The organism is Paenibacillus pasadenensis DSM 19293, assembly GCF_000422485.1.
Classification (GTDB): Bacteria; Bacillota; Bacilli; order Paenibacillales; family Paenibacillaceae; genus Paenibacillus_O; species Paenibacillus_O pasadenensis.
Genome location: NZ_KE383852.1, coordinates 16,887 through 38,127, shown reverse-complemented (window position 1 = coordinate 38,127; position 21,241 = coordinate 16,887). Strand labels below are relative to the sequence as shown.

Sequence of the window (21,241 nt, the reverse complement as noted above, 5' to 3'; positions counted from 1 at the left end):
GGTCCGCTGTGCTCAGCGGGCGACGATATAGCCCTCGGCCTTGAGCAGCTCGGCGATCAGCACGGCGCCGCCCGCGGCGCCGCGGAGCGTGTTGTGCGAGAGGCCGACGAATTTGAAGTCGTACAGCGAGTCCTCGCGCAGCCGTCCGGCGCTGATGCCCATGCCGTTCTCGATGCCCCGGTCCAAGCCCGTCTGCGGGCGGTTGTCTTCCTCGAAGTAGGTGATGAACTGCTTCGGCGCGCTAGGCAGCTCCAGCTCCTGCGGACGGCCCGCGAAGGCGGCCCAGCGGTCGAGGATGTCCTGCTTGCTCGGCTTGGTCTCGAAGTTCACGAACACCGTCGCCAGATGGCCGTCCGCGACCGGGACGCGGATGCACTGGGTCGTGATCGCCGGCTCGGAAGCCTTGACGATCGCGCCGTCCTCGACCTTGCCCCAGATGCGCAGCGGCTCCTGCTCGCTCTTCTCTTCCTCTCCGCCGATATACGGGATGACGTTGTCGATCATCTCCGGCCAGTCGGCGAACGTTTTGCCCGCGCCGGAGATCGCCTGATAGGTGCTCGCGACGACTTGCTTCGGTCCGAACTCCTTGAGCGCGGTCAGCATCGGAACGTAGCTCTGGATGGAGCAGTTCGGCTTGACGGCGATGAAGCCGGTCTCGGTGCCGAGGCGCTCGCGCTGGGAGGCGATGACCTCCAGATGCTCCGGGTTGATTTCGGGAATGACCATCGGGACGTCGGCGGTCCAGCGATGGGCGGAGTTGTTGGAGATGACGGCGACGCCGGCTTTGGCGTAAGCCTCTTCGAGCGCTTGGATCTCCTGCTTTTTCATGTCGACCGCGCAGAAGATCACGTCGAGCTCGGCTGCGACCTCCTCGACCTTGGACGCGTCCTGCACCTGGATCGCCTTGACGGCTTCGGGCATCGGCGTGTCCAGCTTCCAGCGGCCGCGCACCGCTTCTTCATACGATTTGCCGGCGGAGCTCGCGCTGGCCGCGATCGCCGTCACTTCGAACCAAGGGTGATGGTCCAGCAAGGCGACGAAGCGCTGTCCGACCATGCCGGTTCCGCCTACGATGCCGGTTCTGAGCTTTTGTGTCATCGAAATTCAACCCTCTCTATCTAACGGAATAAATGTAATGATTATACCAAGCATGCCCGTAAAGGTTCAATGCTTTAACGAAAAAAAGAGGCCCCTCGCAGAGCCTGTCAGTCGTACGGCCGGTCGTCGGAAGGCTCTAGTCGGTCGATCACGTGCAAGAGCGCTTCCAGCAGCACCCAGAGCGGAACCGGCTCGTCGGGCCGCTCCAGCAGCTCGGGGTCCTTGATGATGCCGTAGGCACGGATTTTGCGGATGACCGCTTCCTTATGCCCTTCCATGATGATCACCCTTTCGCCTTCTGTCGCCTTCATGTCTTGCATCCTATGTCAACCTATGTCTAAAGGTTCGGAAAGAGATCGATTAAGGTCTAGAATTATTAATCCGATTAACCTTTCTTTCGACAAAGTCAGATGGTATAATCAGGAATTAGCAGAGGACAGACTTGTCCTCGTCGGACCTATCCATTCAGAAAGCAGGTGTTCGCGTTGATAACCGAGGATTTCGCCAGGCTGTGGATCAAGATCTCGAAGGAATGGAAGAACCATTTGGAGGAGCAGCTGCTTCCTCAGCTGACCGAAGGACAGCTGAACGTGCTGGAGCTGCTGCAGAAGCATCAGCCGATGAAGCCGTCGGAGCTGCTTCAGCATCTGCAGACGACGCCGGCGGCGATCACGACGCTGCTTGACCGGATGGAGAAGGGCGGCTTGATCGAGCGCAGCCGCGACTCCTCCGACCGGCGCATCGTCTGGGTGCAGATGACGAGCCACGGCGAGCACGAGGTGAAGCGGGGAGTGGAGATTCGCGAGGAGTTCCTCAAGGGGGCGCTCGACCGCATCTCGTCCCATAACCAGCAGCTGCTCGTCTACCTGCTCGGCAAGGTCGCCAACGCGGGCTAGCCGCTTCCATGCCGGGCGTGTCCCGGCGGCAGGTCAAGGGCGGACCGCCAAGGCCGTCCGCGCCGCATTTCCTTTCAGCCGCGCCGCACAAAGGGCCGAGCCGGCTTCCCCTCGCAGGGAAGCCGGCTCGGCCCTTGCTTGCTGATTCCGGCTGTTCGGCCCTCGGCTCTCTTGCGGCAAAGCCGCCTGCTTTTCCTGCCAGACGATCCGTCTCGGCCCGCCTTCAGTCGGAAGCGTGCTGGACGGCGGAGGCCGCCTGCTCCAGCTGCTGCTCCGTCCAAGCCGTCCAAGGGAAGGCGCGCGGCGGAAGCGAGCGGAACTCCATCCACTCCTTGGTCACCGGATGGGCGATGCCGGCGGCCGCCGACCAGAGCGCGATGTCGCCGTGTCCGCCGCGTGCTGGAGCGCCGCGGCCGGATGGGCCGTACTTGCGGTCGCCGGCCAGCGGGCAGCCGATCGCGGCGAACTGCGCGCGGATCTGATGGGGACGTCCGGTGTGGAGTCGCACCGCCGCCAGCGGCGCGCCGTCCGCTCCGGGCCAGGTCCGGTAGTCGAGGCGAGCTTCCTTGGCGTCGCCGGTCGGCTTGGCGTAAGCCGTCACGACGTTGCGGGCGGCGTCCTTTTGCAGGTAGTGGCGAAGGCTGCCCGAGTCCGTCTGCGGCTTGGCCGTGAGGACGGCGAGGTACGTCTTGCGGAACGCGCGCGTGCGGACGGCGTCGGACAGCCGGCTCGCCGCCTTGGACGTCTTGGCGAACAGCATGACGCCGCCGACGGGTCGGTCGAGCCGATGCACGAGGCCGAGAAACACGTTGCCCGGCTTGTCGTAGCGGCGCTTGAGATCGGCCTTGAGCAGCGTCAGCATGTCCGGATCGCCGCTCTCGTCCTCCTGCGAGGGCACGCCGGGCGGCTTGACGACGACGAGCAGATGGTTGTCCTCGTAGAGGATCGGGATGTCGGACGCGCTGCCGGGGCTGGCGCTCACCGGATCACGCCTCCCAGCGGCCGAGGATGCCGCATGGCAGCGTCAGGCCGGAGGCGGTGATCGGCAGGCCGATCTCGCCGCAGTGGATGGAGCCGCCGAAGCGCTTGCGGGCGGTCATCTCCAGCAGGTTGTGCAGCACCTGCGGCGACAGTCCCGTCGTATAGGAGTTGAGGAGCAGGAAAAGCGGCTTCTCGCTCAGGATGTCCATGCACGACTCGAGGAACGGGAAAAGGCTCGATTCGAGCTTCCACATCTCGCCGCCGGGGCCGCGTCCGTAGGACGGCGGATCCATGATGATCGCGTCGTACTTGCTGCCGCGGCGCTGCTCGCGCTGCACGAATTTGAACACGTCGTCGGTGATGTAGCGGATGGGGCGCTCGGCCAGCCCGGACAGCGCGGCGTTCTCCTTGGCCCACTGCACCATGCCCTTGGCGGCGTCCACATGGCACACCTCCGCACCGGCGGCGGCGCAGGCGACGGTCGCTCCGCCCGTATAGGCGAACAGGTTGAGGACGCGGATCGGCCTGCCTGCGGAGCGGATCTTGTCCATCATCCAGCTCCAGTTGACGGCCTGCTCCGGGAACAGTCCGGTATGCTTGAAGCTCGTCGGCTTGATATGGAAGCTCAGCTCGCCGTAGCGGATCGTCCAGCGCTCGGGAAGCGCCTTGCGGTAATCCCAGCTGCCGCCGCCGGCGCTGCTGCGATGGTAATGGCCGTCGGCGGACGTCCAGGCTTTGCGGTCTCCGCGGAACGGCCAGATGATCTGCGGGTCGGGACGGCGCAGCGTCACGTCGCCCCAGCGCTCGAGCTTGTCTCCGTCGCCGGTGTCGATCAGTTCGTAATCTTTCCATTGGTCAGCAGTATACATCGATGAATTCTCGGTCCCTTCTGTCATGCGATCGTCCATTCATTATATCGGGAGCGATGGATCGAAGCAATGAAGGAGAGAGCCGGAGGGCAAGGCGGGGTGAAGGAAAGCCGCCGATTCGCGCAGACGGGGAGGCGCCCGGCAAGAGGCAGGAGGAGGGCCGGATCGGGACGAGGGGAAAAACGGGGAAAGGCGCGGCCGGCCGCGCCTGCCGCCGGCAGGCGGAGCAGGCCGCTAGCCGGCGGATTCGGCCTTGCGAAGCAGCTTCAGCATCTGATCGATATAGAGCTTCCGCTTGTCGGGCTCCATCCGGTTCAGCGTCTGGATCAGATCCAGCGTATCCTTGTTCAACTGCTGGGACTCGCTTTGATTTTGGTCGCCGCCGATCATATAATCCAGGGAGACCTCAAAGAAGGCGGCCAGCTTCATCAACGTCTCGTAGACAGGCTGGCGGTTGTTGATCTCATAATGGCTGTACGCGGATCGGGTGATGCCGATATGGCGGGACACCTCCTCCTGGGACAGGTTCTTGCTGAGTCGCAGCTCGCGCAGACGGTCGCCCATGGTCATGGTCATGTCGGTGGCTCCTTACATCAGACTGAACCTTGGCGGTTCAAAGAAAGGCTTGACGAGCAGGCCTTATAATCAAACTTTATGATACAAATTGTATCATGTCAAGCAAAGCGCTTTGAAAATTGGCGCATGAAAGCACGAATTCATTAGACTTTGTTTGGCTTCTATCACAATATGAAGATGGAGGGATACGAAATGTCGCAACTGATGCGGTTATGGATCGACGGGACGTGGGAAGACGGGCACAAGCAGGCGCCGCTGCTCGCGCCATACGGGGGAGAGGAGCTGGCCCTCGTCGGCTATGCGTCGCCGGAGCAGGCCGCGCGCGCGGTCGAAGCGGCGGATCGGGCGTTCCGCGAGCATCGCGGCATGCCGGCGCATCGACGCAGCTCCATTCTGTATCAAGCGGCCGATCTGCTCGAGCGGCGGGCGGAGGAGGCGGCGCGGATCGTCGCGCTCGAGGCGGCCAAGCCGATCCGAGCGGCCCGCGCCGAAATCGCGCGCACGGTGCAGACGTATCTGTTTGCCGCGGAGGCGGCCCGCAGCCTGACCGGCGAGACCGTGCCGATGGACGCCGCTCCGCGCGGCGAAGGCCGGACCGCCTCTGTGCGGCGGGAGCCGGTAGGCGTCGTCAGCGCGATCACGCCGTTCAACTTCCCGTTCAACCTCGTCGCCCATAAGGTCGGGCCGGCGCTGGCCGCCGGCAACGCGGTCGTGCTCAAGCCGGCGGAGCAGACGCCGATCTCCGCGCTGTTCCTGGCCGAGCTGTTCGAGGAAGCCGGCCTTCCGTCCGGGCTGCTGAACATCGTGCCCGGAGACGGGCGCGAGCTCGGGCCGACGCTCGCCTCGCATCCGCTCGTCTCGTTCGTCTCCTTTACGGGCAGCCCTGAGGTCGGCCGCCAAATCCGCCAGCTGGCCGGGCTGCGCCGCACGACGCTGGAGCTGGGCAGCAACTCGCCGCTGCTGATCGATCGCGGCTTCACGGAGGAGGAGCTAGGCCGGATCGCCGACGAGACGGCGGCCGGAGCGTTTGCCTATAATGGACAAGTCTGCATCTCGGTGCAGCGCGTCTTCGTGCATGAGGAGCTGGCGGATCGGTTCGCCGCCATGCTCGCCGAGCGCGCGAAGGCGCTGGTCGCCGGCGATCCGCTGGCCGAGGAGACCGACATCACGCCGCTCATCAGCGCCAAGGCGGCGGAGCGGCTGAAGGGCTGGCTGGACGCGGCGCTGGCGCGCGGAGCGGAGCTGCTGTGCGGCGGCAGCTTCGAGGGGAGCCTGATGCGGCCGGCGGTGCTGCGCGGAGTGCCGGAGGACGCCGAGCTCAGCTGCGAGGAGGCGTTCGGCCCGGTCGCCGCGATCGCGCCGTTCCGCCGATGGGAGGAGGCGGTCGCCGCGGCCAACCGATCCCGCTACGGGCTGCAGGCCGGCGTGTTCACCAAGGACGTGGAGCATGCGCTCCATGCGGCAGCCGAGCTGCAGGCCGGCGGCGTGATGATCAACGACGTGCCGACGTTCCGGCTCGACCATATGCCGTATGGAGGCCGCAAGGACAGCGGCAGCGGCCGGGAAGGCGTCCGCTACGCCGCCGAGGAGATGACCGAGGCCAAGCTCGTCAGCTTCCGCAGCGGCTTGTACCGCTCCTGATCCGGCATCCGGCTGGGCGCTCGGCGCCTGGTTCGGCTGGAGGACGGACTTTTGCCCGCGATGTTCGGCCGCAAAGAGGCCGGCTTCGCTCAAGGTTGTGAACGAAATCGTCACAATTTCGGAAAGGTTGTCGCGAAACGTTGAATAAGCGCTTTATTTTCTTTATAATAGAGGCACAATCGAAGCCGAACCTGTTCAATGATTCGTTGTTGTCAGGCCGCCGGTACTCTGCCGGCGGCTTTTTCACGGGCATGACGGAGGTTCGGCAGCGCTTGGTTATCATCCGTACCAACCTTTTTCACTTAACGGAGGTAGTTGGCAAATGACCGACGAATCAAACACGAAAAGGCAATGGAAAGACTTTTTCGGACCTAACCTGGGCTACATCCAGGAACAGTACGAACAGTTCAGCAGCGACCCGGAATCGGTCGACGCTTCCTTCCGCGAGCTTTTCGCCGAACTGGGAGCGCCTCCTGCCGAACTCGGCGCCCAGCCTTCCCGCACGGCCCCGGCCGCGGGCGGACAGGTCGCCGTCGACGCGACGCTGCTCAAGAAGCTCGTCGCCGCCGAAAAGCTGGTGGGCAACATCCGCACCTACGGCCATCTGGCCGCCAATACCGATCCTCTCGGCTTGCGCGCATCCTCGGATACACGCTTGCTCGAGCCATCCACTTTTGAGCTGAACGAATCGGATCTGAGCCGATTCCCGGCCTCCCTCCTCTGGGATCATGCGCCGGCCGGCGTCTCCAACGGCTGGGAAGCGATCCAGAAGCTGCGCAATTCGTATACCCAATCCATCGGCTTCGAGTTCAGCCACGTCCACGACGAAACCGAACGGGACTGGCTCAGCGCGAAGGCTGAATCGGGCATTGCCAACGCCTCCCTGAACGTTGAAGAACGCAAGTCCCTGCTCAATCTGCTGCTTCATGTCGAACAATTCGAGTCTTACCTTCACCGCACGTTCGTCGGCCAGAAACGGTTCTCCGTAGAAGGTGTCGACATGCTTATTCCGGTTATCGACGAGATCGTCCGCCAAGCGGTTCAGGACGGGGCGAGTCATATCCTGATGGGCATGGCGCATCGCGGCCGGTTGAATGTGCTTGCGCATGTCTTGGGCAAGCCGTACGAGAAGATCTTCTCCGAGTTCCATCATGCGCCGAACAAGGAGCTCGTGCCGTCGGAAGGCTCCGTCGGCATCAACTCCGGCTGGGCGGGCGACGTGAAGTACCACCTCGGCGCGGACCGCTCCGTCGCCGGAGCGCGCATCCTGCTCGCCAACAACCCGAGCCACCTGGAGTACGTCAACTCCGTCGTCGAGGGCTTCTCGCGCGCCGCGCAGGAGGACCGCACGCAGCCGGGCTTCCCGCGCCGCGATCCGAGCAAGTCGCTCGCTATCCAGGTGCACGGCGACGCGGCGTTCCCGGGCGAGGGCATCGTCGCCGAGACGCTCAACTTCACCGGCCTCGACGGCTTCACGAACGGCGGCTCGATCCATATCATCGCCAACAACCGCATCGGCTTCACGACCGACAGCAAGGATTCCCGCTCGACGCATTATGCGAGCGACCTCGCCAAGGGCTACGAGATTCCGATCGTGCATGTCAACGCCGACGATCCGGAGGCTTGCATCGCCGCCGTCCGCCTCGCCTGCGAGTACCGCGACAAGTTCAAGAAGGATTTCCTGATCGACCTCGTCGGCTACCGCCGCTACGGCCATAACGAGATGGACGATCCGGAGGGCACGCAGCCGCTCGTCTACGAAAAGGTCCGCGCCCACAAGACGGTCGCGACGCTGTATGCCGAGCGCCTGAAGGCCGAGGGCGCCTTGAGCGCCGCCGACATCGACCGGATGATCCAGGACACGCAAGCCGAGCTGCAAAAGGCTTACGACGTCATGAAGGAGCAGGCGGCCAGCGGCAAGCGCCGGAACGAAGGCTCGATTCCGGACGCCCCGGAGACGACCGAGACGGCGGTGCCGCTCGAGCGCCTCAAGGAAATCAACGCCGCGCTGCTGCAGGTTCCGGATGGCTTCACCGTCTATCCGAAGCTGCAGCGCATCCTGCAGCGCCGCGGCTCGATGCTCGACGAGGGCGAGAAGGTCGACTGGGCGCTCGCCGAGACGCTCGCCCTGGCGACGATCCTCGCCGACGGCAAGCCGATCCGCATGAGCGGCCAGGACGCCGAGCGCGCGACGTTCTCGCATCGCCATATCGTGCTGAACGACCACAAGACCGGCGAGAAATTTTCGCCGATGCATCATTTCCCGCAAGCCAAGGCGAGCTTCGCGGTGTACAACAGCCCGCTGACCGAAGGCGCGGTGCTCGGCTTCGAGTACGGCTACAACGTCTTCTCGCCGGAGACGTTCACGATCTGGGAAGCGCAGTACGGCGACTTCGCCAATGCGGCGCAGGTCATCTTCGACCAGTTCATCTCCGCGGGACGGACGAAGTGGAAGCAGCGCTCCAGCCTCGCGATGCTGCTGCCGCACGGCTACGAAGGCCAAGGACCGGAGCACTCCAGCGCCCGTCTGGAGCGGTTCCTGCAGCTGTCCGCCGAGAACAACTGGACCGTCGCCAACCTGAGCACGGCCGCCCAATACTTCCACCTGCTGCGCCGCCAGGCTGCCTGGACGGAGCATGAGGGCGCGCGTCCGCTCGTGCTCATGTCGCCGAAAAGCCTCATCCGCAACCCGCGCGTCCTGTCGCCGGGCTCGGAGCTGGCGAGCGGCTCGTTCAAGCTCGTGCTGGAGCAGCAAGGCCTCGGCAAGAAGGCGTCCGCCGTGCGCCGCCTGATCCTTTGCACCGGCAAGGTCGCCGTCGACCTCGAGGAAGCGCTGGATTCCGCCAAGGACCAGGACATGAGCTGGCTGCACATCGTGCGCGTCGAGCAGCTGTATCCGTTCCCGGCCAAGGAGATCGCCGAAATCATCTCCCGCTACAGCAAGCTGGAGGAGATCGTCTGGGTTCAGGAAGAGCCGAAGAACATGGGCGCTTGGACGTTCATGGAGCCTCGCATCCGCGAGTTGGCCGGAGGCAAGGCCGTCCATTACATCGGCCGTCCGGACCGCTCGAGCCCGGCTAGCGGCCATCAGGAAGTGCACGCCGCCGAGCAGCAGTCCATCCTTTCGCTCTCGCTGCAGCAAAAAGCTCTGAACACGATTTTACTTGGGAGGTAGAAGCAAGTGGCTGACATCAAAGTTCCCGATCTGGGCGAATCCATCTCGGAAGCGACAATCACCAAATGGCTCAAGAAGGAAGGGGAAGCCGTAAGCCAAGGCGACCTGCTGCTGGAGCTTGAAACCGATAAAGTCAACCTGGAGATCAGCGCGGAATCCGCAGGCGTGCTCTCGAGCATCCTGAAGGGCGAGGGCGATACCGTGCTCGTCGGCGAGTCGATCGGCGTCATCGGAGAGGGCGGCGCAGCCGCCGCTCCGGCGCAGCCGGTCCAGACGGCAGCTCCGGTCGCTCCGGCGGCGGCTCCAGCGGCTCCGGCCGCTGCGCCGGCGGCAGCTCCCGCTCCTGCGAGCGCATCCTCCGAGGGAGAGCCGATCGCTTCCCCGTCGGCTCGCAAGCTGGCCCGCGAGCGCGGCATCGATCTCAACCAGGTGAAGGGAACCGACCCGAACGGCCGCATCTACAGCCAGGACGTGGCGAGCCACGGCTCCGCTCCGGCTCCTGCGGCCAAGGCTCCGGCCGCCGCTCCGGCTCCGGCCGCGAAGCCGGCGTTCACGGAGCAGCCGGGCAAGCCGGTCGAGCGCACCAAAATGTCGCGCCGCCGCCAGACGATCGCCAAGCGCCTCGTCGAGGCCCAGCAGACGGCCGCGATGCTGACGACGTTCAACGAGGTCGACATGACGGCGATCCTCGACGTGCGCAAGCGCCGCAAGGATGCGTTCAAGGAGAAGAACGACATCGGCCTCGGCTTCATGAGCTTCTTCACCAAGGCCGTCGTCGGCGCGCTCAAGAAATTCCCGCTCCTCAACGCGGAAATCGACGGCGACGATCTGATCGTCAAGAAATACTATGACATCGGCATCGCCGTCGCCGCTCCGGACGGCCTCGTCGTGCCGGTCGTGCGCGACGCCGACCGCCTCGGCTTCGCCGGCATCGAGAAGTCGATCTCCGAGCTGGCCGGCAAAGCCCGCAAAAACTCGCTGGCGCTGTCGGACCTGCAAGGCGGCACGTTCACGATCACGAACGGCGGCGTCTTCGGCTCGCTGCTCTCGACGCCGATCCTCAACGCACCGCAAGTCGGCATCCTCGGCATGCATAAGATCCAGATCCGTCCGGTCGCGACCAGCGACACGGAGATGGAGAACCGCCCGATGATGTACATCGCGCTCTCCTACGACCACCGCATCGTCGACGGAGCCGAAGCGGTCCGCTTCCTCGTCACGGTCAAAGAGCTGCTGGAGGATCCGGAATCCCTTCTGCTCGAAGGCTGATCCGCGCAAGAGCATTCAACGCGCGGCGGACGCATGGCCGCCGCATCGCTTCACGCAAGACAAGCCCTGGATGGCTTCATCCAGGGCTTGTTTTTTTGCGCGGTGGAGGACGGGACCCTACATGCTGCGGTTGCAGTACAGCAGCAGCGCGACGTAGCCGCAGCCGATGAGCACGAGCAGATACGACAGCTCCGGCAGGTTGATGACGCCGACGAAAAACACGATGACGCAAGCGATCAAATTATAGAGGGAGACGGTTCGGAACAGCTTGTCGCGGTTGCGGATCCTGCCGGGCGCGAAGGCGGCCAGCAGCCATGGCGTGCGCTTGACGCCGGTGAAAAAGGCGATGAGATACATGAACAAGGACAGCACGATCAAGTAGAGGTTCATGATGGTCTCCCCTTGAAGGTTCGGATAGGCCGCGCTCGGCTCGCGAGAGCGTAGTTCTTATTATACGTGCGCGGCTGGGGATGTGGGAGAGCTTTTTTGGCAGGAAAAGGAGAATACTCGGCGCCGCGCCCGCATAGTCCTAGTACGGGGAAACCGATTCCGCACCGCTCATGGGAGAGGAAGCCGGCCGACAGAAGCCTACGCTTCAGGAGGCGGTTTTCATGAGTACGGATACGCTGATCGCATTGCTCGCCCTCGTCGTTTCCATGATCCATCTGGCGGGGCGCGGCGGCAAGTCGTAGCGGCTGAGGTCCCGGACACCGGCAGGCGGATTCCGCCTGCCGGTCGTCGGCATGCGCGGTCGGGCGGAGCTACCTTGTCCACGTCCGGTTATGGTACAATAGGACCATCGACTGGAATGTAAAGGGAGGGAGACGGGATCATGGCGCATACCCATGCCGGCGGCACGGCCAAGGAGATCGTCGACGCGATGGCCCGCGGAGGCTGGCGCATCACCGAGCAGCGGCGGCGTCTGGCGGAAATCTTCGCCGGCTGCGAAGGCTATCTGTCCCCGAAGGACGTCTACGAGGCGATGACGGTCCACTATCCGGGCGTCAGCTTCGATACCGTATATCGCAATCTGCGCCTCATGAGCGAGATGGGCGTGCTGGAGCAGTTCTACTCGATGGACGCGGGGCTCAAGTTCAAGGCGGCCTGCAATCATCATCACCACCATCATCTGATCTGCACGAATTGCGAGAAGACGCTCACGTTCGACTACTGCCCGATGGAGCAGGAGATGAGGCTGCCGGGCAACTTCAAGATCATGAACCACCGCTTCGAGGTATACGGCCTTTGCGAGGGCTGCCAGAGCGAAGTAGGCCGCTAGGCGTTGACAGCCCGCTTCGCGGCTGGTACTATACTTAAAGTGTAATCATTACAACTTTCTTCGCTGACCTCGTTCGTGCGGACAGGCAGCGATTTCTTTTGTCTCGAGATGTAAATATTACGATGATAGACGGAGACGCCCGAAAGATAGAAAGGAAGACGAAAGCGATGATCTTAGCTTCGTTGAAAGAAGTGGAGTTCGGCTACAACGATGCGCCCAGCCTCCATAATGCGACGATCGAGGTGAGGAGCCGGGAGTTCGCGGCCGTCACGGGGCCGAACGGAGCCTCGAAGACGACGCTGCTGAAGCTGATGCTCGGGCTGCTCAAGCCGTGGAAGGGCAAGACGTTCCTCGCCGGCAAGCGCGAGGACGGCCGGCCGCTCAAGGTCAGCTACGTGCCGCAGCAGATCGCCGCGTTCAATGGCGGCTTTCCGAGCAACGTGCAGGAGTTCGTCCTGTCCGGCTGCCTAAGCAGCGGCTCCTGGCTGAGGCGGGTGACCAAGGAAGACCGCGAGCTGGCCGAGAAGTCGCTGCGCCAGGTCGGCATGTGGCAGCTGCGGGAGCGGCGCATCGGCGAGCTCTCCGGCGGTCAGAAGCAGCGCATCTGCATCGCGCGCGCGCTCGCCCAGCGGCCGGATCTGCTCGTCATGGACGAGCCGACGACGGGCATGGACGAGGCGAGCCGCAAAGGCTTTTACGAGCTGATGCGCCATATGGTCGACGCGCACGGCATGTCGATCGTCATGGTCACCCACGGCCTGGAGGAATGCCGCCCCTACCTGGATCGGATCATCGAGCTCGAGCGAAAGGGGGAGGGAGGATGGAAATGCTGCACTACGACTTTATGCAGCGGGCATTTTTCGCCGGCGCGCTGATCGCCGTCGTCGCCTCCGTGCTCGGCGTGTATCTGATGCTGCGCCGTCAGGCGCTCATGGCCGACATGCTCTCCCACGTCTCGCTGGCAGGCGTCGCGGCGGGCGCTTTCCTCGGCCTCAGCCCGACGCTTTCCGGGTTCCTGACCGCGACGATCGGAGCGGTAGCGGTGGAGTACGTGCGCCGCTTCTACAAGACGTACAGCGAGATGTCGATCGCGATCATCATGGTCGGCGGCCTCTCGACGGCAGTCGTGCTCATGAGCCTGAACAAGACGATGAGCAAAAGCTTCACCTCGTACCTGTTCGGGTCGGTCGTCGCCGTCGACCGCTCCCAGCTGCTGCTCATGCTGATCGTCACCGCGGCCGCGGCGCTGTTCTTCTTTTTCCTGCGCCGTCCGCTGTATCAGATGACGTTCGACGAGGAGACGGCCAAAGTAAGCGGCTTGCCGACGGGGCTGATCTCGATGCTGTTCAGCGTCATCACCGGCATGATCGTCGCGGCCGCGATGCCGATTGTCGGCGTGCTGCTCGTCTCGTCGCTCATCATCCTGCCGGCGGCGCTGGCGATCCGGCTGACGTCGCGCTTCAGCGCCGCGCTGCTGCTCGCCGTGGCGATCGGCCTGGCCGGCGTCATGAGCGGGCTGACCGCTTCGTACGAGCTGAGCACGCCGCCCGGCGGCACGATCGCGCTGGTGCTCCTCGCCTTCCTGGCTATCGGCGTCGCATCGCAGAAGGTCGTCCGGCTCGTCCGGGCGAAGTCCAAGCATGCTGCCGCCACGGACACGGAGATGCACTCCTACGGTCCGATTCCGAGGCTGGGCGAGGATTCCCATACATCTTGAGGCTTAGAGAGAAGGAGTGAAGGTCAACATGGCAAGTCAAAGGAAATGGATCTCCGGCCTGCTGCTGTCCGGCGGACTGGCGCTGGCGCTGAGCGGCTGCGGCAGCAGCGGCTCGGGCGGAGCGGCGAACGAGGCGGCCGGAAACGGCGGAGCCGCGCCGGAAGCTGGCGCCAAGCTGAAGGTGGCCGCCACGATCTACCCGATGGCGGAGTTCGCCCGCCAGGTCGGCGGCGCTCATGTCGACGTCGTGCCGCTCGTGCCGACCGGCGTGGAGCCGCATGACTGGGAGCCGAGCGCCAAGGACATGGCCGCGATCAGCGACGCCGACGTCTTTGTCTACAACGGCATCGTCGAAAGCTGGGCCGAGCAGGCGATCGGCAGCGCGGCCAATCCGAACCGCGTCGTCGTCGAGGCGAGCCACGGCCTGGCCGAGCTGGAAGGAATCGACGACGGCCATCATCACGGCGAGGAGGAACATGCCGACGAGCACGCGGATGAGCACGCCGACGAGCATGCGGACGAGCATGCCAAGGATCCCCATGTCTGGCTCGATCCGGTGCTGGCCCAGCAGGAAGTGCGCGCCATCCAAAAAGGACTGGAGCAGGCCGATCCGGAGCATAAAGAGGACTATGCGAAAAACGCCGATGCGTACATCGCGAAGCTGGAGGAGCTGAACCAGCAATTCGTTTCCGAGCTGAAAGGCTCGAAGCGCAAGGACTTCGTCACCTCGCATGCCGCTTTCGCTTACTTGGCGGAGCGCTACGGGCTGAAGCAGGTGCCGATCAGCGGCTTGTCGCCGGAGCAGGAGCCGTCGCCGGAGCAGATGGCCCAGGTCATCGAATTCGTGCGCGAGCATCAGGTGAAGACGATCTTCTTCGAGACGCTTGTCGACTCCAAGCTGGCCGATACGATCGCAGCCGAGACAAAAGCCGGCACCGACGTGCTCAACCCGCTCGAAGGACTGACCAAGGAGCAGGCGGACGCAGGCGAGGACTACATCAGCATCATGAAGAGCAACCTGAAGGCGCTGGTCGGCGCTCTGAACGGCTGATCCGGGGCAGCATGCCCCGCAGCGCCGGATCGAGCTGTTTTCCCGTCATCAAATCGTAAATATAACGATAGGATATGCGGATCGATCCATGAACCGAGCTGGCTGAGGCCGGCTTGTTCCTTGCCCAAAGATCGTAAAAATTACATTATAGGAGGATTCCCATGACTCAATCCCTGCTTCCCGTCACCGTCCTGAGCGGTTATCTCGGCTCCGGCAAGACGACGCTGCTCAACCATGTGCTCCACAACCGCGATGGCCTCAAGGTCGCCGTCATCGTCAACGATCTGAGCGAGGTGAACATCGACGCCGGGCTCGTCAAGGAAGGCGGCGGCCTGTCGCGCCTCGACGAGAAGCTCGTCGAGATGTCGAACGGCTGCATCTGCTGCACGCTCCGCGAGGACCTGCTCGTCGAGGTGGAGCGGCTGGCCAAGGAAGGCCGCTTCGACTACATCCTGATCGAATCGACCGGCGTCGGCGAGCCGGTGCCCGTCGCGCAGACGTTCTCCTATGTGGACGAGGAGCTCGGCATCGACCTGACCCGCTACTGCCGGCTCGATACGATGGTGACGGTCGTCGACGCCAACCGGTTCTGGATCGACTACAGCTCCGGCGAGTCGCTGCTCGAGCGCAGCCAGGCGGTCGGCGAGGACGACACCCGCGACGTCTCCGACCTGCTGCTCGATCAAGTGGAGTTCTGCGACGTGCTCGTGCTGAACAAATGCGATCTCGTGCCGGAGGAGGAGCTGCAACGCCTCGAGGGCGTGCTGCGCCGGCTGCAGCCGCGCGCCCGCTTCATCCGCGCCGAGCATGGCCGGGTAGAGCCTTCCGCCATCCTGAATACGGGCTTGTTCGATTATGGCGAGGCAGCGGCTTCTGCCGGCTGGATGAAGGAGCTGGCGAAGCCGGCGCATACGCCGGAGACGGACGAATACGGCATCTCGAGCTTCGTCTACGACCGCCGTATCCCATTCCATCCGGAGCGGCTGCGGCGCTGGCTGGGGGACTGGCCGGAGCAGGTCGTCCGCGCCAAAGGCTACGTCTGGCTGGCTTCGCGGATGCAGACGGCTCAAAGCTTGAGCCAGGCCGGGCCGTCGATCAGCTTCGGACCGGCGGGATATTGGGCGGCGGCGCTGCCTCGAGAGGAGCAGGAGCAGCTGAAGCGGGAAGACGCCGAGCTCGCGGCGGGCTGGCATCCCGTCTACGGCGATCGGGTGAACCGGATCGTCTTCATCGGCATCGGCCTGGACCCGGAGACGGTCACCGCTTCGCTCGACCGCTGCCTGCTGACGGAGGCGGAGCTCGCGTCCGACTGGTCGCTGTTCGCGGATCTGCTTCCCGGAGGGAGCATTCCGGCCTGAGCGGCCCCGGATATTCGACCAAGGAGGTGACGATGGATGAGAGTGACGATCACGCTGGCGTGCACGGAGACGGGAGACCGCAACTATACGACGACCAAGAACAAGCGGACGAATCCCGAACGGCTGGAGCTGAAAAAATACAGCCCGCGGCTGAAACGGGTGACGCTTCACCGCGAGACGCGCTGACGATTCGGGCTGCCGCTGCCGCTAGGCAAGCGCAGCCGGGAAGCGGACGGCGCTGCAGCCGGGAACGACGGCTCCGGCTCATGGCCGGCTGCCGTACAGGGACGCCCAGCGCTCGCGAAGCGGTCCCTCGTCAAGGGCCGAGCCGATGAGCACGAGGTACGGCTGGCCGGGATAAGAGGCAGGCTCCCACTCCGCGCGCCCTCCGGCATGCTGGAGCAGCAGCGTCTCGCCGCCGAGGCGCAGATAGCCTTTGGCCCGCACGAGGCCGTCGCCGAGCTCGCGCAGGAACCGCTCGACCTCGGCCCGCTCCGGCTGGGTGCCGGCCGGAGCGGGCAGCGTCAGCGAGCGCAGGGAGCCGCCGCTGTAGCGGTCCGCGAGCGGCTGCGCCGTCGGCAGCGTCTTCAGCGTGCGGGATGCGGCCGCCGCCGTTCCGGCCATGGAAGGGCCCGTCCCGGCCGAAGCGCCGGGGACGGCTCCGGCCGGGGCGGCATCTCCCCGTGACGCCGCCGCTCCGGCAGCGCTTCGGCGCGGGTGAATCCCATGCAGCAAGGAAGCGGCATCGATGCGGCAGCGCTCCGTCTCCAGGACGGCGGCTGCCGCATTTTGCTTTTTGACGGCCCGCCGTGCCTTGAGACGCTGTGCCTCCGGCGCCGTATCGGCTTTGTTGAGCAGCACGAGATCCGCGCTTGCCACCTGGCTGCGCAGCGTGCGCACGAGCTCGCGATCGGCGCTGAAGCGGCTGTTGTACTCGGCGAACGTGCCGGCGTCGACGACCGTGACGACCGCAGCCAGCTCCAGACCGGCCGCATGCGCCGTCCCGCCGTCCTGCAGCAGCTCCCGCAGCTCCGCCGGATCGGCTACCCCGGTCAGCTCGACGAACAGGACATCCGGCACCGTACGGGCAAGCGAGACGAGGCTCGACTCCAGCTCGCTGCGCTTCGTGCAGCACAGGCAGCCGTCCAGCAGCTTGCGCACGGGCAGGCGCAGCTTTTCGGAGACGAGGCTGCCGTCGACGTCGATCTGGCCCAGCTCGTTCATGAGCAGGGCGGCGTTCAGCTCCCGGCGCGCGCATTCCTCCAGCAGCCTCAGCAGCAGCGTCGTCTTGCCGCTTCCGAGAAATCCGGACAGCAAATATACGGGAACGCTCATCGTCGGCACTCTCCTTTCCTTCCTAAAGAAGGATATGGACAGCCGCTTCCAAGTAGTACCGCAAGCCGCATCGCCGAGCGGTCCGCGCGAGTCAGGAATCTGCTGGAAGAACCGCCTTTGGCCTTGTGCCAAAGGCTATTTTGCGTAAGATTAGAGGAGCTTGCGAAAAATATCTTTATTACGCTTGGGAGTTATCGTTAAATATTGGGTATAGATGATGTGACGAATCGACGCAATCCGCCGTCGGTTTCGAGAAGAGGAGGGAAGCCGGACATGCTCGACGAGGCACGGCGCACCAAGCATCCGGCTCGAATCGCCGCCGCCGCCGCGCTTGCGGCCGCCATCGTCATCCTGACGGCGCTGTTCGTCAAGCCGTATCTCGGCATGGCGGACAATGGCGACTTCTTTCGGGAGATCCACAACCCGGGCCTGTACGATCTGAACGAGACGTACGAGGACCGGCATTTCGACTATTACAACCGCATCTACGGCGTCCGCGAATATCCGTACGACTCCAACACCGCCTTCATCTCCTCGCTGTCGCTGTTCATCCGCGGGGCGATCGGAGCGGACCTGCTGCTGACCGGCGACAACCGCTTCGATATGCGGGCGATCGCCGCGCTGTATGCGGCGCTGTTCCTGGCGGCGATCTACTTGATCGTGAGGCAGGCGGCCGAGCGCTTGACCGCGGCGGGGGCAGCCGCGGCGGCGCTGATCGCCGTGTTCGTTCTCGCCGACACGGGCTATACGGCCTATTTCAGCTCCTTTTACGGGGAGCCGGCTTCCTACGTGCTGCTGCTGCTGACGATGGCGCTGCTCATGCGGCTGCCCGAGCTCGACCGCCGCTCGGCGGGCTGGCTCGCCGCCTGGGTCGCCGCCGCCGGGCTGTTCGCCGCCGCCAAGCAGCAGAACGCTCCGGCCGGCATCCTGCTGGCGCTGCTCGGGCTGCGCGCGGCGTTTCTGTACCAAAGCAGGCGGCTGCGGCGGCTGGCGATCGGCGGCGCGGCGGCGGTCGCGGCGGTCAGCGTCCTCACCTACGGCCTGATGTCCGACGACATCAAGCATATCAACCAGTACCACGCCGTGACGCGCGGCATCCTCCAGAACACGGAGCATCCGGAGCGCGATCTGCAGGAGATCGGGCTCGATCCGAAGTTCGCGGTGCTGGCGGGCACGACGTATTACGACAAGTACCAGCTGGAGCCGGTGGAATCCGAGCTCATGCAGGAGGAGTTCTACTCCAAGTTCGGCTACTTGGCGCTGCTTCGCTATTATGCGCTGCATGCGGACCGGGCGATCGACAAGCTGAACGAGGCCGCGAGCCACGCTTACCAGATCCGCCCGACGGCGATGGGCAACTACGAAAAAAGCGCCGGCCGGGAGCCGGGAGCGAAGTCGTCGTTCTTCTCCGGGTGGAGCAGCCTCAAGCAGCAGCTGTTCCCGGGCACGTTCCGCTTCATCGTCCTGTTCTACGCCGTCTTCTACGGCGGGCTTGCCTATCTCTACGTCGCGGCCTGGAGGGGCCGCCGCAGAGCGGACCAGTTCCGTCTCGAGGCGCTCGCGCTGCCGGGCCTGATCGGCCTGTCGCAGCTCGGGGTGTCGTTCCTCGGCGCGGGCGATGCCGACCTGGCCAAGCATCTGTTCCTCTACAACGTCTGCTTCGACCTCATGTTCGGCCTGATGGCCGGCTGGGTCGCGCACAAGATCATGCAAAGGCTGCGCCTGCGCGGGAAGGCTGGGAAAACGAAATGGAAGTCAAAAAGCTCGATATCTGGGTCATCGTCCTTGCCGTCCTGAGCTACGGGATCGTCAACTGGTTCGTCCTGCTTCCAAAGGACAGCTACCTGCAAAACACGCTGCTGCTGAGCGCGCTGTTCGCCGTCGCGGTGCTGTCCTACCTGAGCGGCCTCATGATCGCGCTCACCGCCTCGGCCGTCTGCATTTTCTTTTACGGCAGCTATGTGATGTACGGCAGCGTCATGCAAGGCAAGGGCATCGAGTCGCAGGTGTATTACTGGCTCGTGCTGCTGCCGCTCGTCGCCGTCCTCACGGCGGTCATCGGCGGCCTGATCCGCTCCATCCAGCAGGAAAACCTGCGCATGCGGGAGCGCTACTCGGACTTCGTCACGATCGACGAGATCACCGGGCTCGAGAACGCGCGCGTCTTCTACGCCGTGCTCGGCCAGTTCATGAGCCTCTCCCGCCGCTACGAGCTTCCGCTCAGCGTCATGCTCGTGCGGCTCGACTACTATGACGACATCCGCGGCATCGTCGGGGGCGAGGCGATGAAGGACGTCGTCGCCTGGATCGGCAAGCGGCTCGGCGAGAGCACGCGCACCGAGGACTCCAGCTACATCCTCGAGGACGGGCGCACGTTCGCGCTGCTGCTGCTCGGCGACCGGGAAGGGGCGCAGGTCGTCAAATCGCGCATCAAGGAAAGCATCTATTCGTACGATCTGCAAAAAGCGGCCAAGGCGGTCACGGTGCGGCTCGAGCTTCGCGTCGGCCTCGCCGCCTACGATCCTTCCGAGCCTTCGGATCCGCTTTCCCTGCGCCGCGCGGCCGAAAAGGACATGGAGTACGATGTGTAGCGCGCGGCATGCCGGCGGCGCGGCGAGGCATGCGGCCGGCCGGAGGCTCGTCTGCTGCTTCCTGTTCGTTCTCCTGCTGCTGCCGGCCGCCGCGCCGTCTCCCGCATCCGCCGCTACGCCGGCTTTCCGCGCGGATTCTTCTCCGGCGCTGCGCCAGGCGGCGCAGCCGGAGGGCGGCAAGGCGCTCGTCGTCTACGGGCGCGAGTGGAACAGCCGGGACGGGCGCGAGCGGCTGATCGAGCTGTACCGGATGCTGCGCGGGCCCTATGCCGCCGTAGGCTTCGTCCGCGGCGGAGACGCGCGGCCGGAGCAGCTGCAGGAGGCGGATCTGGTCGTTGTTGCCGGGGGCGCGGAGGAGCCGTTCCGAAGCGGGCTGCCGCTGCCGTCCGGCGCCGCCGGAGGCGATACGGTGCTGCTGGATACGACGGACGGCTTGGCCGCGGCGGCGCGTCAGCTCGCCGGCTGGCTCGACGCCTCCGGCGTGTCGGCGCCGACGTACGCGCTTCTGAGCGGCATCAGCCCGTTTCTCGATCGCGAGGAGCTGGAGCGCAAGGCCGCCTGGCTGCACGAGCGCGGCATTCCGTACTGGATGGAGCTGCGTCCGCTGTTCACGGGCGGCGATTCGCCTTCCTTGGACGGCTATTACGAGACGCTGCGCCGGATGCAGGAGCTCGGCGGCGTCGCGCTGCTCGGTCCGCTCGCCGGCTGGACGCCGCCGGACGAGTGGGACTCGTATTTGTCGGGCCACGAAGTGACCGGCGCGACCGATACCGACGATGCCGCGGTGCTCAGCGCGCGCTCGATGTACGCCTATGTGAGCCGCGGCGTCTATCCGGCCGGACTCGCCGGTCCGCCGGATCTGCTGTTCGATCCGGAATGGAGCGGGCTCGCCGCTTCCGCCGACCTGTTCGTCGAGGGAGCCGGCTGGCAAGGCTTCTCGCGCGATCTCGACGCCGCGCAGGCGTGGATGGGCCGCTACGCGGCTCTGGCGCCGGCGGCCGGCGCCGAGGGCGAAGCGCCGCTTCCGGAGAGCTCCGCCCGCGTCTTCGCGTTCGAGGCCGGACTGCCGCTGGCCGCGTTCCAGGCCGCCGTGGAGGCGGAGCTGGGGCGGGGGACCGCATTCGCCGATCCCGCCTCCGTGGACAGCCGGATCGTCTGGGAGGAGCAGTCGCTCGTCCGCCGGGACGGGCAGACGCTGCTGAACGGCAGTCCCGCGTCCTGGACCGCTCCCGAAGTCCCCGAGCCGACAGCCGCGCCGCCGGCGGATGGGGGGCTGACGACGGTGAACCGCGGCGTCCAGAACGTCCTGTCCGTGCTGTTCGTCGTCTCGGTCCTCGTCGTGGGGGCGTTTACGGCGGCGTTTGTCGTCGGCCGCCAGATCAATCGCAGAAAGCATCTGAGGTGA

At 64.9% G+C, this 21,241-nt stretch carries 20 protein-coding genes; 13 read left to right on the top strand and 7 right to left on the bottom strand.

The window, feature by feature from the left end; translation table 11 throughout:
- Positions 1-12 precede the first annotated feature (12 nt).
- On the bottom strand, positions 13-1,098 hold the full coding sequence (gene asd / locus H582_RS0118305; protein WP_028599679.1) for an aspartate-semialdehyde dehydrogenase: 1,086 nt from the start codon (positions 1,096-1,098) through the stop codon (positions 13-15).
- 107 nt (positions 1,099-1,205) lie between these two features.
- On the bottom strand, positions 1,206-1,409 hold the full coding sequence (locus H582_RS28400; protein WP_043111584.1) for a hypothetical protein: 204 nt from the start codon (positions 1,407-1,409) through the stop codon (positions 1,206-1,208).
- Positions 1,410-1,583: 174 nt separating this feature from the next.
- On the opposite strand from H582_RS28400, the gene H582_RS0118295 reads away from it, so the two are divergent.
- A complete protein-coding gene (locus H582_RS0118295) occupies positions 1,584-1,994 on the top strand; it encodes a MarR family winged helix-turn-helix transcriptional regulator (RefSeq protein ID WP_028599678.1) in 411 nt (136 codons plus the stop codon).
- A gap of 223 nt (positions 1,995-2,217) precedes the next feature.
- Here the strand turns inward: H582_RS0118295 and H582_RS0118290 are convergent, their stop codons facing one another.
- From H582_RS0118290 to H582_RS0118280, 3 genes are all read right to left on the bottom strand, one after another.
- Positions 2,218-2,976, bottom strand: coding sequence for an RluA family pseudouridine synthase (locus H582_RS0118290; protein WP_028599677.1), 759 nt, complete (start codon positions 2,974-2,976; stop codon positions 2,218-2,220).
- A 4-nt stretch (positions 2,977-2,980) separates the two neighbouring features.
- Positions 2,981-3,844 carry a class I SAM-dependent methyltransferase gene (locus tag H582_RS0118285; protein ID WP_028599676.1) on the bottom strand — a complete coding sequence of 288 codons (864 nt, stop codon included), beginning with the start codon at positions 3,842-3,844 and terminating at the stop codon, positions 2,981-2,983.
- A gap of 234 nt (positions 3,845-4,078) precedes the next feature.
- Entirely contained in the window at positions 4,079-4,420 is a 342-nt protein-coding gene (locus H582_RS0118280; protein WP_028599675.1) for a helix-turn-helix domain-containing protein, read from the bottom strand.
- A gap of 192 nt (positions 4,421-4,612) precedes the next feature.
- Between H582_RS0118280 and H582_RS0118275 the strand changes: the two genes are divergently transcribed.
- The 3 genes from H582_RS0118275 (at position 4,613) to odhB (ending at position 10,505) form a co-directional block, all read left to right on the top strand.
- Entirely contained in the window at positions 4,613-6,061 is a 1,449-nt protein-coding gene (locus tag H582_RS0118275) for an aldehyde dehydrogenase family protein (RefSeq protein ID WP_028599674.1), read from the top strand.
- A gap of 322 nt (positions 6,062-6,383) precedes the next feature.
- Positions 6,384-9,236: a 2-oxoglutarate dehydrogenase E1 component gene (locus H582_RS0118265; RefSeq protein ID WP_028599672.1), complete on the top strand. Its 2,853-nt coding sequence runs from the start codon at positions 6,384-6,386 to the stop codon at positions 9,234-9,236.
- Positions 9,237-9,242: 6 nt separating this feature from the next.
- The gene (odhB, locus tag H582_RS0118260) at positions 9,243-10,505 is read left to right on the top strand and encodes a 2-oxoglutarate dehydrogenase complex dihydrolipoyllysine-residue succinyltransferase (protein WP_028599671.1); all 1,263 of its coding nucleotides are present in this window, start codon (positions 9,243-9,245) and stop codon (positions 10,503-10,505) included.
- 117 nt (positions 10,506-10,622) lie between these two features.
- On the opposite strand, the gene H582_RS0118255 is transcribed toward odhB, so the two are convergent.
- Positions 10,623-10,895, bottom strand: a complete 273-nt coding sequence (locus H582_RS0118255) for a hypothetical protein (RefSeq protein ID WP_028599670.1) — start codon at positions 10,893-10,895, stop codon at positions 10,623-10,625.
- Between the two features lie 442 nt (positions 10,896-11,337).
- Here H582_RS0118255 and H582_RS0118245 point away from each other — a divergent pair, with 442 nt between their 5' ends.
- The 6 genes from H582_RS0118245 to rpmG all read left to right on the top strand — a co-directional run bounded on the left by H582_RS0118245 (position 11,338) and on the right by rpmG (position 16,096).
- Positions 11,338-11,784: a Fur family transcriptional regulator gene (locus H582_RS0118245; RefSeq protein ID WP_028599669.1), complete on the top strand. Its 447-nt coding sequence runs from the start codon at positions 11,338-11,340 to the stop codon at positions 11,782-11,784.
- 167 nt (positions 11,785-11,951) lie between these two features.
- Positions 11,952-12,659, top strand: a complete 708-nt coding sequence (locus H582_RS0118240; RefSeq protein WP_028599668.1) for a metal ABC transporter ATP-binding protein — start codon at positions 11,952-11,954, stop codon at positions 12,657-12,659.
- The gene (locus tag H582_RS0118235; RefSeq protein WP_028599667.1) at positions 12,605-13,501 is read left to right on the top strand and encodes a metal ABC transporter permease; all 897 of its coding nucleotides are present in this window, start codon (positions 12,605-12,607) and stop codon (positions 13,499-13,501) included. Before H582_RS0118240 ends, H582_RS0118235 begins: the two co-directional genes overlap by 55 nt.
- A 28-nt stretch (positions 13,502-13,529) precedes the next feature.
- Complete coding sequence (locus H582_RS0118230; protein ID WP_028599666.1) at positions 13,530-14,552, top strand: metal ABC transporter substrate-binding protein; 1,023 nt, start codon at positions 13,530-13,532, stop codon at positions 14,550-14,552.
- Between the two features lie 161 nt (positions 14,553-14,713).
- Entirely contained in the window at positions 14,714-15,910 is a 1,197-nt protein-coding gene (locus tag H582_RS0118225) for a GTP-binding protein (RefSeq protein ID WP_028599665.1), read from the top strand.
- Between the two features lie 36 nt (positions 15,911-15,946).
- Entirely contained in the window at positions 15,947-16,096 is a 150-nt protein-coding gene (gene rpmG / locus H582_RS0118220) for a 50S ribosomal protein L33 (RefSeq protein WP_028599664.1), read from the top strand.
- 78 nt (positions 16,097-16,174) lie between these two features.
- Here rpmG and H582_RS0118215 read toward each other — a convergent pair whose 3' ends face one another.
- Positions 16,175-17,245: a CobW family GTP-binding protein gene (locus tag H582_RS0118215; protein ID WP_028599663.1), complete on the bottom strand. Its 1,071-nt coding sequence runs from the start codon at positions 17,243-17,245 to the stop codon at positions 16,175-16,177.
- A 273-nt stretch (positions 17,246-17,518) separates the two neighbouring features.
- Here H582_RS0118215 and wsfD point away from each other — a divergent pair, with 273 nt between their 5' ends.
- The 3 genes from wsfD to H582_RS0118200 are packed head-to-tail and all read left to right on the top strand — an operon-like array spanning position 17,519 to position 21,241.
- On the top strand, positions 17,519-19,042 hold the full coding sequence (wsfD, locus tag H582_RS0118210) for a glycan biosynthesis hexose transferase WsfD (RefSeq protein ID WP_028599662.1): 1,524 nt from the start codon (positions 17,519-17,521) through the stop codon (positions 19,040-19,042).
- The gene (locus tag H582_RS0118205) at positions 18,994-19,836 is read left to right on the top strand and encodes a GGDEF domain-containing protein (RefSeq protein WP_028599661.1); all 843 of its coding nucleotides are present in this window, start codon (positions 18,994-18,996) and stop codon (positions 19,834-19,836) included. The genes wsfD and H582_RS0118205 overlap by 49 nt, the downstream gene beginning before the upstream one ends.
- Entirely contained in the window at positions 19,829-21,241 is a 1,413-nt protein-coding gene (locus H582_RS0118200) for a hypothetical protein (protein ID WP_028599660.1), read from the top strand. Before H582_RS0118205 ends, H582_RS0118200 begins: the two co-directional genes overlap by 8 nt.

Bases quoted from the DNA above. Each gene is read 5' to 3' on its own strand.
- asd (WP_028599679.1), bottom strand. From the start codon at position 1,098: ATGACACAAAAGCTCAGAACCGGCATCGTAGGCGGAACCGGCATGGTC.
- H582_RS28400 (WP_043111584.1), bottom strand. From the start codon at position 1,409: ATGAAGGCGACAGAAGGCGAAAGGGTGATCATCATGGAAGGGCATAAG.
- H582_RS0118285 (WP_028599676.1), bottom strand. From the start codon at position 3,844: ATGTATACTGCTGACCAATGGAAAGATTACGAACTGATCGACACCGGC.
- H582_RS0118280 (WP_028599675.1), bottom strand. From the start codon at position 4,420: ATGACCATGACCATGGGCGACCGTCTGCGCGAGCTGCGACTCAGCAAG.
- H582_RS0118275 (WP_028599674.1), top strand. From the start codon at position 4,613: ATGTCGCAACTGATGCGGTTATGGATCGACGGGACGTGGGAAGACGGG.
- H582_RS0118265 (WP_028599672.1), top strand. From the start codon at position 6,384: ATGACCGACGAATCAAACACGAAAAGGCAATGGAAAGACTTTTTCGGA.
- H582_RS0118255 (WP_028599670.1), bottom strand. From the start codon at position 10,895: ATGAACCTCTACTTGATCGTGCTGTCCTTGTTCATGTATCTCATCGCC.
- H582_RS0118245 (WP_028599669.1), top strand. From the start codon at position 11,338: ATGGCGCATACCCATGCCGGCGGCACGGCCAAGGAGATCGTCGACGCG.
- H582_RS0118240 (WP_028599668.1), top strand. From the start codon at position 11,952: ATGATCTTAGCTTCGTTGAAAGAAGTGGAGTTCGGCTACAACGATGCG.
- H582_RS0118235 (WP_028599667.1), top strand. From the start codon at position 12,605: ATGGAAATGCTGCACTACGACTTTATGCAGCGGGCATTTTTCGCCGGC.
- H582_RS0118230 (WP_028599666.1), top strand. From the start codon at position 13,530: ATGGCAAGTCAAAGGAAATGGATCTCCGGCCTGCTGCTGTCCGGCGGA.
- H582_RS0118225 (WP_028599665.1), top strand. From the start codon at position 14,714: ATGACTCAATCCCTGCTTCCCGTCACCGTCCTGAGCGGTTATCTCGGC.
- rpmG (WP_028599664.1), top strand. From the start codon at position 15,947: ATGAGAGTGACGATCACGCTGGCGTGCACGGAGACGGGAGACCGCAAC.
- H582_RS0118215 (WP_028599663.1), bottom strand. From the start codon at position 17,245: ATGAGCGTTCCCGTATATTTGCTGTCCGGATTTCTCGGAAGCGGCAAG.
- wsfD (WP_028599662.1), top strand. From the start codon at position 17,519: ATGCTCGACGAGGCACGGCGCACCAAGCATCCGGCTCGAATCGCCGCC.
- H582_RS0118205 (WP_028599661.1), top strand. From the start codon at position 18,994: ATGGAAGTCAAAAAGCTCGATATCTGGGTCATCGTCCTTGCCGTCCTG.
- H582_RS0118200 (WP_028599660.1), top strand. From the start codon at position 19,829: ATGTGTAGCGCGCGGCATGCCGGCGGCGCGGCGAGGCATGCGGCCGGC.